This is a genomic window from Lysobacter sp. TAB13 (assembly GCF_052113885.1).
Taxonomy (GTDB): Bacteria; Pseudomonadota; Gammaproteobacteria; order Xanthomonadales; family Xanthomonadaceae; genus Lysobacter; species Lysobacter gummosus.
In genome coordinates, this window is sequence record NZ_JBFRDR010000026.1 from 55,237 (window position 1) to 69,050 (window position 13,814).

The 13,814-nt window shown below is 57.6% G+C and carries 13 protein-coding genes and 1 pseudogene; 12 read left to right on the top strand and 2 right to left on the bottom strand.

From position 1 onward, the window contains the following. The first annotated feature begins 128 nt into the window (after positions 1 to 128). The 12 genes from AB4Y92_RS22310 to AB4Y92_RS22365 all read left to right on the top strand — a co-directional run bounded on the left by AB4Y92_RS22310 (position 129) and on the right by AB4Y92_RS22365 (position 11,711). On the top strand, positions 129 to 1,088 hold the full coding sequence (locus tag AB4Y92_RS22310) for a HamA C-terminal domain-containing protein (protein ID WP_441821653.1): 960 nt from the start codon (positions 129 to 131) through the stop codon (positions 1,086 to 1,088). After that, positions 1,085 to 3,658 (top strand): DEAD/DEAH box helicase, encoded by a 2,574-nt coding sequence (locus tag AB4Y92_RS22315; protein ID WP_441821654.1) that lies wholly within the window; start codon positions 1,085 to 1,087, stop codon positions 3,656 to 3,658. Before AB4Y92_RS22310 ends, AB4Y92_RS22315 begins: the two co-directional genes overlap by 4 nt. After that, on the top strand, positions 3,636 to 3,941 hold the full coding sequence (locus tag AB4Y92_RS22320) for a DCL family protein (protein ID WP_441821655.1): 306 nt from the start codon (positions 3,636 to 3,638) through the stop codon (positions 3,939 to 3,941). Before AB4Y92_RS22315 ends, AB4Y92_RS22320 begins: the two co-directional genes overlap by 23 nt. 201 nt (positions 3,942 to 4,142) lie before the next feature. Beyond that, on the top strand, positions 4,143 to 4,403 hold the full coding sequence (locus AB4Y92_RS22325) for a hypothetical protein (protein WP_441821656.1): 261 nt from the start codon (positions 4,143 to 4,145) through the stop codon (positions 4,401 to 4,403). A gap of 602 nt (positions 4,404 to 5,005) precedes the next feature. Beyond that, a complete protein-coding gene (locus AB4Y92_RS22330; RefSeq protein WP_441821657.1) occupies positions 5,006 to 5,284 on the top strand; it encodes a hypothetical protein in 279 nt (92 codons plus the stop codon). Positions 5,285 to 5,939: 655 nt separating this feature from the next. Continuing rightward, complete coding sequence (locus tag AB4Y92_RS22335; RefSeq protein ID WP_441821658.1) at positions 5,940 to 6,473, top strand: hypothetical protein; 534 nt, start codon at positions 5,940 to 5,942, stop codon at positions 6,471 to 6,473. A 57-nt stretch (positions 6,474 to 6,530) separates the two neighbouring features. Continuing rightward, a complete protein-coding gene (locus tag AB4Y92_RS22340; protein ID WP_441821659.1) occupies positions 6,531 to 7,067 on the top strand; it encodes a lysozyme inhibitor LprI family protein in 537 nt (178 codons plus the stop codon). A 209-nt stretch (positions 7,068 to 7,276) separates the two neighbouring features. Then, positions 7,277 to 7,951, top strand: a complete 675-nt coding sequence (locus AB4Y92_RS22345) for a hypothetical protein (RefSeq protein ID WP_441821660.1) — start codon at positions 7,277 to 7,279, stop codon at positions 7,949 to 7,951. Positions 7,952 to 7,975: 24 nt separating this feature from the next. Further along, on the top strand, positions 7,976 to 9,751 hold the full coding sequence (locus AB4Y92_RS22350; protein ID WP_441821661.1) for an XVIPCD domain-containing protein: 1,776 nt from the start codon (positions 7,976 to 7,978) through the stop codon (positions 9,749 to 9,751). Continuing rightward, positions 9,748 to 9,999, top strand: a complete 252-nt coding sequence (locus AB4Y92_RS22355) for a hypothetical protein (protein ID WP_441821662.1) — start codon at positions 9,748 to 9,750, stop codon at positions 9,997 to 9,999. Before AB4Y92_RS22350 ends, AB4Y92_RS22355 begins: the two co-directional genes overlap by 4 nt. A 273-nt stretch (positions 10,000 to 10,272) precedes the next feature. Then, the gene (locus tag AB4Y92_RS22360; protein ID WP_441821667.1) at positions 10,273 to 10,767 is read left to right on the top strand and encodes a VOC family protein; all 495 of its coding nucleotides are present in this window, start codon (positions 10,273 to 10,275) and stop codon (positions 10,765 to 10,767) included. 335 nt (positions 10,768 to 11,102) lie between these two features. Next, on the top strand, positions 11,103 to 11,711 hold the full coding sequence (locus AB4Y92_RS22365; RefSeq protein ID WP_441821663.1) for a hypothetical protein: 609 nt from the start codon (positions 11,103 to 11,105) through the stop codon (positions 11,709 to 11,711). 57 nt (positions 11,712 to 11,768) lie between these two features. On the opposite strand, the gene AB4Y92_RS22370 is transcribed toward AB4Y92_RS22365, so the two are convergent. After that, on the bottom strand, positions 11,769 to 13,295 hold the full coding sequence (locus tag AB4Y92_RS22370) for an FAD-dependent monooxygenase (RefSeq protein ID WP_441821664.1): 1,527 nt from the start codon (positions 13,293 to 13,295) through the stop codon (positions 11,769 to 11,771). 409 nt (positions 13,296 to 13,704) lie between these two features. Next, positions 13,705 to 13,814: pseudogene (locus AB4Y92_RS22375) on the bottom strand (IS1595 family transposase); the annotation flags it as partial.

Sequence of the window (13,814 nt, forward strand, 5' to 3'; positions counted from 1 at the left end):
CTGTGTGGCCGTTTTTCCCTAAGTTTTACGTGCAAATGTTCGTTCGCACGATTAAAGGCTCTAGTTGACTCGTTCCATCGTGCGATCAAGACTGGCGGCAGCCACGCTGAGCAGGCTTGGAGGGGGGGATGTCTGACAAGGATCAGAAGGCGTTAACGGCTGCCTTAGCGAAGTTGAAGCAGCACACAAAAGTGCAGACTTATATTGCTGCTTGCGGAAGTGTTTCTCCGCCCGGCGACGTCAATCTGCTATTTGCTCGTTTCAGGGAGGATGAGCCAGATATAGAAGCTCTGGCGACCTTTCTTCTTAATCAAGTCGTCAATTACGTGATTCCTCTCGGAAAAAGGCTGAAAGTCTTGGGCGAAGCCCAGGATGCTGGAGGGGATTACGCGCCCATCGAGCGTCTAGCAAGGGAGGCTCGGAACAAATTCATAGAGTACGACTCGAAAAATCCAGGGCGGGCCAGTGAGGTAGGCGAGTTACTCGCCTACCTCGTTGCTAATGAATGGTTGGGAGCCTTTCAAATAGCATCAAAAATGTTGCTAAAGACCAGCGCAAATATGCCTGTTTATGGCGTTGACGGCCTGCATGCCAAGTTTGAAGACGGCATCATGACTCTATATTTCTTGGAGTCAAAGCTCTCCGAGACAGCGGCAAAAGGAATCGGTGAATATTGTGAGTCGACTGCCGATTTCTCAGCGAATCGAAAACAATACTTGCTTGAGAATTCTATAATCAACGATCTCGGCAATTTTGATACCCTTTCGCCAAGCGAGCGGGCGCTGGCATTGAGTTATCTGGATATTTATGGGGATAACAAATCTCAAAGAGTGGAGCGGTCCGTAGGAATTATTTGTTACTCGGAGTCCGCTTTCAATAAAAAGCTACCTAAGAATGGGGCTCCACCTAAGGATCACGAAGACGGCTTCTCAAAAAAATATGAATCCAAGAGGCCGAGCTATCAGAATGCGCTGAACGATGGAGCAATAAAGCGGGGGTTGAGCCCTTCTCATTTACAAGTCTGGTTGCTTGCGGTGCCAGATAAAAACAGATTGAGAGAGATTTTTGGGGCGGGAGTATCTAAATGACGGGTTTCGCCACGGATCTGGCAGCCAGCATCCGATCCCATGATAATTTTTGGACGGACTACAACAACGTCCGCTCATCTGGAGTAGTGGCCTCGCTGCGAGCAAACGGGGCATGTCAGCAAAATGAAGCAATATTGCGTCGCCTCTTGTACAGCGCATCGGTTTTCTCGCAATCAAAGTTTGAGAAGGATATTTTTCTTGCTCAATCGATTGCGCTGAGTGCGATGCTAGTGTCGAAAGATGGCGCAATATTCGAAACGGCTGTTTCGGTACTTGCGCAAGTCGGGAATTTCCCGAGCATCGAATATGTCAGGCACAACGTCAACAGTGCTGATTTCACGTTGGCAGCGGATTTACGAGTTCATTTGCTGCGTGAATTAAATACTATAGATCTTCACAGTGGGGCCGCTGCCCTCACGGATTTCCAGCTCGATGTTTGGAAGGCACTCCCTGAAATAAGGGTAGGGTCTATATCGGCCCCAACTTCAGCCGGAAAATCATTTGTCGTAATTGAGTACTTGTGTAAGCGGTACATTGGGGCCGCGAGATTGTCAGGAGTGTACTTGGCTCCCACTCGCGCTCTGCTGGGTGAGGTTTACGGAAAGCTAGCTGCGAAGTTATCGGACATCCCTGGACTCCATATTTCGACAGTTCCAGCGGTAGCGCCCGCAGGTACAGAAAAGGTTCTTTACGTTCTTACCCAGGAGCGATTGTCTGTATTGCTGTCAGTTAGCAATATTTCTCCGAATCTACTTGTAATTGATGAAGCGCAGAACATCGGGGATGGCGCCCGAGGGATGATTCTTCAAGACTGCTTGGAGCGCATCTTGGACCGGGATAAGAATGTTCAAGTTGTTCTGCTTTCACCGGGGGGCACGGGATTCCCAAGTGCTCTAAGATCCGCCGGCGTAGAAAACGTTTCACTAAACGAAACAAAATTATCGCCGGTGCTTCAGAACCGGATAGTTGTACAAGCGGTTGAAGGTGAGCCTCATGCGCTTGATCTATTTCTTCTAAGCGAGGGTGGTCAGACACATCTTCAAAGAGTAAATACAAAATTAGGTATGGGGGCGGCTGCGACACGCCTAACTTCAGTAGCACTTGAGCTAGGTGCGGAAGGCGGGTCCCTCGTGTATGCCAGCGGCCCCGTGGAGGCTGATAAGGCGGCTTCGCGTTTAGTTATAGGGCTGGAGGAGCAGAATAATCCGCACCTAAAAAAACTGTCTGATTTTATACGGGAGCATATTCACGACCGCTACGGTCTCGCTAGGAAGGTCATGTATGGAGTAGCTTTTCATTACGGTAAAATGCCCGCACTTCTTCGCGAGGCCATCGAAAAATGCTTCCAAGATGGCCATCTGAAATTCCTAGTTTGTACTACGACTCTATTTCAAGGAGTCAACCTCCCTGCGCGAAACATCTTTATAGATACCCCCACCCGTGGGCAGGGAACTAAACTTGATCCGGCAATGCTATGGAATTTTATTGGTAGAGCGGGTCGATTGAGCAAGGATGTCGTAGGTAACGTTTTTCTAATCGATTACAATGCTTGGGATGAAAGGCCTTTAGATCAACCTAGTGATTTAAAAGTTGTATCGGCTTTGGCTAAGGCTGTCACGGCTAATACGTCGCGAGTTATTGATGCCTTGAATGGAGCAATGCCTAAAGAAAAAAAGAGGGGGGATGACGCCGCATCGGATATTCGAGCGGCAGCTGGATACTTGCTTGCGAGAGCAGCTAAGGGGACGGCCAAGACTGCCCTCACGCGAATAGACGGTCTTAGTGGCGACGAGATTGGCGCTCTTGCTGTTGCTGCAACAAACGGCGTTGGAATTATTAAGTTGCCTGCCGTAGTAATTGAAGAGAATTGGACAGTTGATCCATTTGGAATGGCAAGGCTAAGAGATCATCTTGAATTGCTTTTTCTCAGTGGGGACATAGCAGAGTACATACCATGCGAACCGACGGCGCCTAGAGCATTTAGTGTTTACTCCAGGGTGTTCAACTCGTTAGCTCGCGAGGTTCTTCTGCAAAATGCCGTAAAGCTGGGCGGATTTGTTTCAAACTATGCGTTGCCCTGGATGAGAGGTACCAAATATCCGGTCATTCTCTCAAAATGGATAAAGAGCAAGCAGAAAAAATCTAGAGCGAGCGATAGCGTAGATCCTCACATCAGAACTGGATTCGAGTTCATCGAGGACGAGTTGAGATTCAAGTGGGTTCAGCTGGGTAGGGCATATATCGATGTGATAGGAGAGGTTCTTGAAAGAAACGACGCTGCTGATAAAAAGAAATCTATTTTTGATTTCTCGTTAGCGCTTGAACTCGGTGTGGCTACAAAAACTGCTAGATCAATGATTGAGCTTGGTTTGTCGCGAATAAGCGCTGCTGCTATCGCAGATCTGGCAAATGATTCAGAAATGACAGTCGATGACGTTGCGGCATTTCTTCGAAGGTTTGATTTTTCAGCTGTAAGTATTTCGTCTGTGATTGTTGATGAGTTGGTAGGTCTGAATTTGGTAGGCAACAAAGCCAAGGAGGTGCCAGATGGGAAAGAAAATTCCGATTGACGTTGGAGTGTTGCACTTCGATAGCAAAACAGATGCTACAAATCATTATCGTAGAATATTAAATACGTACAAGGTCGGCGAGCGGATCGAAGGACAGGACGCAGTTGACGTAGGTGCCTTGTTTGGTCTTCACAAGGATCGTGAGCACAAAGTTGGATCTGGTCTCGACCATTTCTCTACTATGATTGCTGAAGAAGGGTCTAAATGCTTCGCTGTCGTTAGGATTGATGGAAGTAAATCGGGATTTAGTTTGCATCGATGCATAAATCAGAACTGGGAGTGATAGCGTCTCGTTGCTCGGGTGGGCCATTTTGTGGGGTGTGTGAATATCTATTTATGTTTCGGCGTAATTTTTGTTGATCAATAGACATTGCTTATTACGTTTTTCGTAATTACGATTAACGTAATTGACGAATAAGTTGTTTATATGCTCCCTTATCTTGCGATTTCGAACATTCGCATTTTTTGAGGAGGGGGCAAAACAATGGCTATTGATTCGCTGCAAGAAACCGCCATCGTCCGGATCAACCGCTACGAGAAGGCGGTCCATGACGCCGATCTGGCGACCGCGCGCCGCATCGCCGAGGCCTTGGGCGTCCCGCTCGCCTTCCTCTACGCCGAAACCGACACCATGGCCGAGGCCATCCTGACCTTGGGCCTGTTGTCCAAACCCGAGCAGCGCAAGGCCGTGGCCGACCTCAAGGCCCGCCTGGTGCAAGCGTCCGCAGGCCGTGCGGGTTCGTAAGTCGGGCTCTGGCGCGCGTAGCGCCGGCGTTGCGTCGGACCGCACGGGCGTTTCCTCAGTCCGAAGCACCACGCCGGAGGCCCGTCCGGGCCTGCGTGTGTTCCCCAGCCTCATTGCGGATGACCACCGAGACCTTCGCGAATCCCGCTGAGGGATGACGGAGCGTGAATTCGGGACTCGCGAGAGCGAAATCCGCACTCCCGAAGGCCGACGCCACGCTCGCGAAAGCGAAATCCACTCCCCGAAAAGCCGATTTCACTCTCGCGAGTCCGAAATCCCGACTCCGGAAAGCGTCCGTCGCTCTCGCGAGTCTGAAATTCACGCTCCGTAGTCCCGCCGCAGCTTTCGCGAAGCCGAAAAAGCCTTGAAGGAATGACTCGCCGGCTTTCCTTTAAGGCTCTTTCGCCTTCCGGAATGTATTTTTTGCTCATCGATGTGCCTTGTTGGCACACCGGACCCGCGTCCTGGCCTTCCGCTGGACAGGTTCATCCGCCGGCGCGTCCGGTGCGGAAGGGCAGAGCGGCGTATAGCCGATAGCATGAGCGTGCGACCCCGGCGGCTTGATGGGGCGGCGCGTATCGAGAGTGGAGAGGAGCGGCGCTATGGATGATAGATCTTTGTTTCTTGCCGCGCAGGGGATCATCCGGCGCAATCTGACTGAGCAAGTGGCCGCTGCTACGGTGTTATGGCATCCCGAGACGCAGGAGCTCATCCTGCACTACTACTGCGATGTGCCGTATGGCGAGTCGGAGGAAGAACTCTGCGAACTGTCGCTGACGGAACTGTTGGCCGAGTTTCCCGATATTCTTCTTGCGCAGGCGCACTGCGGGCCAATGCCGCTGCCGACCCTTGATGCCGGAGTGCGGGTGTTCCATCGATAGCGAAGGCCTTGCAATCGCTCGGCGTCCCACTCGCCTTCCTCTGCGCTGAAACCGACACCTTAGCCGAGGTCATCCCGACCCAGCCGGTGAGTAACCGCGCGAATCCGTAGTCACACGCGCCGCCGGTATTGAATGGGCTGACAGGTCAGCGAGCCGGATGCCAAACTCGACGCGACAAAGTCGAGGTGCGGGTTAGCGAGGCGATATGACGGATACCGACGCTCTCAAACGAGACATCCGTAAGCGCTTGTTCTTGTCGGCCGCTCGCCGAGGGGACGGCTCCACTCGCCATGGCTTTCATTGGTGCGCGCCTTGCCGAGGCACCGGTGACGTGTGCAACGAGTATTCCGATGACTCGGGGCGCTGGGCGGTTTTCGAGTTGTGCGCTCAGTGTGGCGGAGAGGGTGTTGTCGATGCGCTGCAAAACTAGGAACAGCGGCGACTGATCACACGGCCTTGGCAGTGAAATCGAGATGGGCTCAGCGAGTGATCGGCCGATCGGGCGTCGGCGCGAGTTGAGCCACTGACTGATCATGGGCGGCGCTGATGGCCTCCAGCGTGCGTAACGAGTCGCTCAGTGGCACCGACGAAACGCATTGTCGCCCGCGTCTGACGCGCCTAGGCTAGCGTCAGAGAACAGGGAGTGTCGGCCTAAATGAAACGTCCAGAGATTCATCGGTGCATTGTTGGCACATTGTTTCTCCTGCTTCCGCTGGGTTGTGCAAGTAAGTCGGGAACAAAGTCAGTGATGCAGAGCGATTCCGCCGACTTGACGGTCGAAGACATTCTTCGCCTGCCGCTTGAACAGGGAGCCAGTGGCTACGACCGCATATCCAAGGACCTTCGTTCGATCGGTCAGTTCAGCGTATTCCGTCAAGACCCACCGATCATGAAAGTCGGGCGCGCGATGAGGCTCGCTGATGGATACGTCATCGACGGTGCGTCCATCGAGAACTACCAAGGCGAACGAAAATTTGGCCTCGCTCTTGGTGAAGAAAAGTGCTTTCCGCTTGCGCGAGCTGGGGCGATAACGGGCGTAACCACCGCAAGTGGCCAGCCCCAAGAGCACGACAATGAGCGCGGGCGGACATTCACTGCCAAGCGAAACGGAATGCTGGTGATCTTTTCCACCCCAAGTCCGGGCTCTGAATGTGTCAGCTCTATCACGCTGACGCAGTCGGTCAATTGATCTGTCCGCATTGACTGGAAGCATCGCCAAGAAGTCTTTACAAGGAGTTGGCCAAGGATGCTCGGATTCCAAGGTTTACGGCTCGGAGCAGTGGTGGTGGCCCTACTGCTGGGATGCGGCAGCGCTACCGCAGCGCACCCCGTCCGTGGTGCAAGCGCGCCGCCGGCACCAGCGGCCGAAGAAGACTGCTCCGCCGTCGGAGACGTGAAGGCGCGTGAGCTGTGTTTCTCAAAGAAGCCCGACGACGAGATCGCCGATTGCGAGCGCATGCGGTTGCATGCGTGCAAACCGTACGGGGACATGTATCGGCTGGACCAGCAACTGGTCGCACTGAGTCAGGACGCCCTGGCCAAGGCACGCAAGCAGTATGCGTCCTACGCCAACGGTGACCCGGCCTACCTCGATGATCTGTCCACCTATCAGAGTGGATCGCACAAGGCCTGGGCAGCGTCTCGCGATGCCGACTGTTTGCTGGAACCTTTCGCCCAAGGCATGTCGCGCCGCGAGGCGGCGGACTTGACCGAGGCTTGTCGCGTGGAGCGGACTCGGGCGCGTATCGCTTATCTCAAAGAGTTGTTCCTTTCGTTGAAGTAACCGGAGCACCGCCGTGACCGCCGTGTTTACAGTCCACTTGCACGGCGCACCCCGTCGCGGGAGGGGCTTGAGTTGGGTGCTTTTGCGTACTTTAAGCAGTCTAAATCCGTCGCCGTGCACGATTTTGCTCTAGATCGAACCGCGTTCGCTATGCGCTGCGTGATGGCTCGCTTATGCTCCATGCGTCTGCCAAACGATTGGTGCAGGGAATGCGCAACTATCAGTATCGCCCTACGTTCTTGCTTTCGAGTCGCGCGGCGGCCACGCTGCTCGCATTAAACTGTATTGCTTTGACCGCGTGTGCTCACGGGTCGAAAAATTCAGCCGAAACTGTTGCCCCCAAGGAGCTCAAAGACATGACGTCATCCAGCGATTACAAGCTAAGTTCGCTCGCGGAATATCCCGAGTTGACCCCCGGCGAGGTGTCCAGAAAATTCCTCAAGTTCCTGGTCTCTTTGGACAGCGTCGACGACCTTTCGGTTGCGACTGTTTCACAGGGACTCGGCCTTCCCCTGAAACGGACCATCTCAGATGGCTACGCCTTCCGCATCGCCCTTCCCGAGAGCAGATGGTCTTATGGCGTCGACTACCTCGAGCTGGCTCGCATGACGAAGAAGACGCTCAGTCTGGACTTCGCCAATAAGACGGCCGGTCAAGATCCAACACCTGTTTGCGAAGTCGGTTTGAACGACTTCGTCTCCGAACTCAAGCGTGCCGGGTACTCCGGTGGGCCTGAGTACGGGGAAATCGGGCAGCTGGAAAATTACTCGTTCAGGAAGGGAAAGGTAGATGTTCTGATTCGCGAGTGGGGTGTGCCGCTGTCGCGCGACGACGCAGCCACCAGGGCTTGCGTCGAATCGGTTTCAGTTCATAGCGCGGAGTAAGCCGTGAGCAGGCCGAATCCGCAGTTGGAAGCCGCGATCGCTCGGTTGCAAGAGGCAACCCAACAGGAGGCATTGAAGGCCGCGATCCGCGCCGATGATGCACTTTCGAAGAATCTCAACGAAGCGGCGAAGCAAGGATATCTGACGGGCTTTTCAGCGACGCAGGAAGGGGCGGCGCATTCGATCGGAAGCTACGACATGGCCTCGGGGGTCGTAACCTTGCCCGCCACCGCGTTGAACGGCCTGGAACGACATCCTTCCGACGAATTAGTTGCGACGTTGAAGCTGCAAGATATGAGCCTCCGCTTCTCGCGCGGAACTTATGTCGATGACGCGGGCGTCAAAAATCCGATATCCCAGGAAATGATCGGAAATTTGCAGGACACCATCAATGCGTCCCCTGTTCTGGCCGCTCAGCTGCGCAAGGCAGTGAACGCTGAGCCGGAAGCACATCTGAAGAACTTCGCCATTCTTGATCCTGGATTTGGCGCCGGTGGAACTTACGATGGCGACTCCAAGACCATGAATCTGCCGGCGGGCAGACTTCTGCCAAAGAGTTCCGTCAATCAGTCGGGATTCAATCCCGATAACCTGACGTTTGTCATCGGTCATGAAGTCCAGCATGGCTTCAATCACCAGGGAAAGCGCGAGGCATACGAAGTCTTCGACCGCGAAGTGCGCGACATTGCGCGCGACCGAAATCCGATCAACGACTACACGACGCCGATATCCAAACTGATCCAGGCTGGGCGAGAGGACGAAGCGCGCGCCGAGGTGGCCGGGTGGAACGCGGTGGTTAGCCGTATGGCACAAGCGGGAACTCTCGGCAAACTGGATGACGTTTTGGCTTCGAAGGCCTCCCAGGTGCGTGATTTCATCGAGATTGACGCCTCGCGAACCGCGATACCGCGCGGTGGTCTTGTTTTCAGTCAGGATTTCGGCTTGGAGCCAACACCCGCCAACATTTCTGCGATGGAGCGGAACTACTTCGACAAGGCTCCGGCCCATACTCCCGGTGTACCGGAGGGGAGAACGACGGGGCTGGGCCCGCATAAGGAAGCGGACTATCCGAACTATTACGGCAGGAATGCGATAGAGCGAGTAGTCACGATTGATCGCAAGCACGCCCATGCGGTCGGCGGGATCGAGCCGCGGATGCATATCGATATGACGGCTTTGCGCCTCAACGAACGCTTGATCGAACGGCTTGGATTGGAGATTGATCCAAACCCCGAGCGTCCGCAGGCTTACTACGATACCGGCCAGTCGCCGCCGGCTCTGCATCATTTCGAACATACGCGGACCGGTGCGAATCAGAATCAACACATCCCCATCGATCCGGAGATTCTCTCGGATGCGTCTGTGCGGGCGCCCGCAAAGTTGACTCCGTCGCAGCCTGGACATGCAGATCATCTGCTGTACTCGCAAATTGCTGACAAGGTACGCGAGCAGGACCACCAACACGGCCGCCGATGGGACGAAACCAGCGAGCGTTTGACAGCAAGCTTGTTGGTTCTGGCGAAAGGCAGTGGCCTATCGCAAGTAGATCACGTGGTCTTCAGTGTCAAAAACGAACACGTCGCCGCAGGCGAAAACGTCTTCGTCGTGCAAGGGCGGCTCGATGACCCGGCGCACCTGCGGGCGCATATGAAAACGGATGAGGCCGCTCGCACGCCGGAAGCGGCTTCGTTCGAAAAGGTAGAAGCGGTCAACGAGCGTATCGCCCGGCAAACGGCCCAGGCCCAGGCGCTCGGGCAGACGCAGGAGGAAACGCACAAGGTGCAGGGCATGGGGCGATGACGACACTGCACTATCAGGAAGGCCAAGACGTCCGACTGGGCGACAGCATTCGCTGGGGAAGCGATGCGCGCGGCGTGGTCGTTGTCATGATCGCCGAACAGACGGCGCTGCCTGGCTGCGTTGCGGCGGAATGGGCGTATCTGCACCGCGGCTGCATGATCGAGGTCTCCGCGTCCGGACTGTTCCAATACGACGCCGAAGCGTTGGCGCAGGACGAAGACCTCGTATTGCTCGCGCGCGCGACCTGATTGCCGTCGCCGGACGACGGCGGGTTTCAACAATCGGGTATCGCCACCATCGAAATGTCAGGTCGGGCAGGTGACATTGTCCCGTTGTTTTCCGCCCTCCTGATGATACTTTTGCCCGGCACTCGCCCGGGCCGCGTTTAAACATGTGATCGGGCATGCGGCGGCGCCATGAGACGATTGTGCATACGCCTCGTGGCCGGCAGCGCGCCCACGCATTGCGGCGCTCTGCGCGACTTGAATGCACGTATCCGCTGTGAAGACAGGAGAACGGCGATGGTCAGCAAGAACGCGATCAGCAAGAACACGATTTGTCTGTGGTACGACGGCGGCGCTTTGGATGCCGCGAAGTTCTACGCGCAGACGTTTCCGGACAGCACGGTGGGGGCGGTGCATCACGCGCCCGGCGATTATCCCGACGGCAAGCAGGGCGATGTGCTGACGGTCGAGTTCACGGTGATGGGCATTCCTTGCATCGGTTTGAACGGCGGGCCCATGTTCAAGCACAGCGAGGCGTTCTCGTTCCAGGTGGCCACCGACGATCAGGCCGAGACCGATCGTCTGTGGGACGCGATCGTCGGAAACGGCGGCAAGGAAAGCGAGTGCGGCTGGTGCAAGGACAAGTGGGGGCTGTCGTGGCAGATCACCCCGCGTGCGTTGACGGATGCGTTCACTCATCCGGATAAGAAGGTGGCCAAGCGCGCGTTCGACGCCATGATGAAGATGCAGAAGATCGATATCGCCACGATCGAGGCCGCCGTTCGCGGCTGATCGGACGCGCGCGGCGGCTCTGCGCGAGGCCGCGGCTGAACAGCGGTTTCGCGCCGTAGCCGACATCAAATCTTCCGATTCGCCGAACCACCGGGATGCGGCCAGAGCCGCTTCCCTGTGGTTCGGCCGCGCGCTGGTCGTATCGGCGTCGAAGCCCGGATTCCTGCGCCTGGCCGAGCCGGGCGCGGCCGATCGAACCCCGGTTGTCTTGACCCTGTCATCCCCGTGGCATCGAATCCGCGGTATGGCTCAAGCGCCGGGAGACGACGATGGCCAGGTTCCGCATTCCAGTCTCATGCCGGGTTCCGGCGGTTTCGCGCGGGTCGGCCCGGTACTTGGCCTGTCTTCTGTTCCTGCCGGCGGCATGGCCGGCGTTCGCCGGCGAACCGGCGCCCCCGTGGCGCTCGGTCAGCGACAAGGACGGCATCCGCCTGGAGGCGCGGCGGATTCCCGGTGAGCGTTTCGATGAGCTGCGTGTCACCACGTCGCTGAAGGTTTCGCCGAAGACGGTCGCGGACTATCTGCTCGGGAAGTACCTGGACGAAAAGAACAAGAACATCAGCCGTACCTTCATCCAGCGCGGGCCGGACATGGCGCTGTGGTCGGATGTGCTCAGCACGTCGGTCACCAGCGACCGTTGTTACTCCATGCGCTTCGAGCGGCACGCGCTGGCCAACGGCGAGATGCGGGTGAAGTTCGTGTCGCTCGACTATGCCGGCAGGAAACCGATGCCGGACTGCATTGCGTTGCGCGCGCGCGGCGAGTGGACGATGACGCCGATCGGCACCGGCACGCGCTTGACCTACGCTTCGCTGACCGACATCGGCGGCAGTGCGCCGGCTTTCCTGGTGCATCGTTCGCTATCGTCGGCGGCGGTGTCCAGCGTGCGCAAAGTGGTTGCGGGCGCATCGGGATTGGCGCTGCCTCGGGGGCTCGGCGACTGAGCGCCGGCGTGCCGATCCACATCCGGATCGAAGACCGCTAACGATCGGAATCGCGCGTCAGCTTTCGGGTTCGCCGAACCATCGGGCCGCGGCCTGGGCGGCTTGCTCATGTTCGGCCACGCTCTCGCCTGCCCAGGCGACGAAGCCATCCGGGCGCACGAGCACGGCGCTCACGCCCAGCCGGTTCTTGGCGTCGCTGGCGACATAGGTGATCCGATCGCTCCATCGCTGCGCGAGCGCGCGCAACGGCGCATCGGCGTCGAAGTCCAGCAGCAGGCCCTTGCCGTTGCGCAGCAGTTCGCCGAGCCGGGTCCCATCGATCAACTCGAAGTCGGGAGCGCTGCGCCCCGTCAACGGGTGGCTGTCGCCGAAGTCGTAGCGAAGACCGACGCCCCACACGCGTTCTGCGAAGTAGGTGGCGCCATCGCGCGTGTCGATGAGGTCGCGCATGATGGCTTCGAGCGCGCGGGAACTCGGGCTGGGCCGCATCAACGCGACCTGCGCGCGCGACCAGTCCAGGACCTGCGCGCCCACCGGATGGCGTTCGCTGAAATAGCTGTCGAGCAGATCGGCCGGCGCGTCGCCGCGGACGGTCGCGGCCAGCTTCCATCCCAGGTTCATCGCATCGCCGAGTCCGAGGTTGAGCCCCTGGCCGCCCAGGGGCGAGTGGATATGCGCGGCGTCGCCGGCGAGCAACACGCGCCCGTTGCGGTAAGCCGTCGCCTGATAGGTGCGGTCGGTCCAGGTGGTGGCGAGCAGCAGCGCGGTCACGGTGACGTCGGTCCCGGAGATGTGGCGCAGCACCGTCTGCACTTGATCCAGCGTGACCGGTTGGGTTCGGTGGAACGCGCCGCCGTCGAAGGAGGTCATGGCGATGGTCCCGGGCTGCGCCTGAAAGTACATGCCGGTCGGCGTGTAGTGGCGACCCAGGCTGAGCTTGTGCGGGTCGGCGATTTCGACGCGAACCGAGTAGCCGGTGAACTCGGGATCGGTGCCGACGAACTCGAAACCGCCGGCTTTACGCACCACGCTGCGGCCGCCGTCGCAACCGACCAGCCAGCGGGCGCGAAAGGTTTCGCCGTTGGCGCGGATGGCGACTTCATCGTCTAGCTGATCAAGGCCTTCGACGCGCAGCCCGCGCTTGATCTCGACGCCCATCGCGGTTGCGCGAGCGGCCAGGATGGACTCGATGCGTTCCATCTCGGCCCCCGTGTTGGTGTCGGCGGGGCTGGGCAGGCGATACGGCCACTTGGCGGTGTCGATCTTGGCGGAGTCGAAGGGGATGCCGGCGAAGTGGCCGAATTGGCGTCGCGGCTTTTGCGTCGCTTGGCGGGCGGCTGTGGTGTTGCTGGCCGAGTCGGTAGCGGGTTGCGGCGGTTCGATGTCGTTCAACAAGCCGCGGCGATAGAAGGCTTCGAGCGTGAGTGTCGAAAGGCCTCGCATGCCGAACGGGAGCCGTTTCAGAGGGGCGCTGGGGTCTTCGGCTTGCTCGATCACCAACACCGACAGGGCTGCGAGGCGAAGCTCGCAGGCGAGAAACAGGCCGACGGGGCCGGCACCGGCGATCACTACGTCGTAGATCAATGGGGAATCCTTGCGCGGGCGATGGGGGAGCGAAGGAGGTCTCGTTTGGATGACGATTGGGGCGATGGGTTCGCCTCCGGTCCGGGTAGTTTAGTGCTCGGCTGGGGTGGGAAGAATGCCGGGTGGCTTTCTGGTTGGGTTGTCCGGGCTGCGTGGTGAGGTCGCTGGGTGTTTGGAGCGAAAAGCAAATCCCCCCTGCCCCCCTTTTTCAAAGGGGGGAACAGCAACGGCAACTGCAGTAACCCACAGTACCAACCGCCGACGAACTATTGCCCCCTTTGAAAAAGGGGGCTGGCGCCCGCGTTGCGTGCTTCAGGCGAATCCGTCTGCGCCGGGGGATTTGCTCTAGCAACAACCACCGACGAAACCATTGCCCCCTTTGAAAAGGGTCTTAGGAAGCAAACGCCCCTCAGAGGGGGTTGGATCGTAGCAACTTAAGGGTCGCCCGATAGAGGTCGTCGTGGCGATGGTTGAAGCGAAACTCGCACTCCTTGAGGTGCAGGTAGAAGGTGGTCTTGG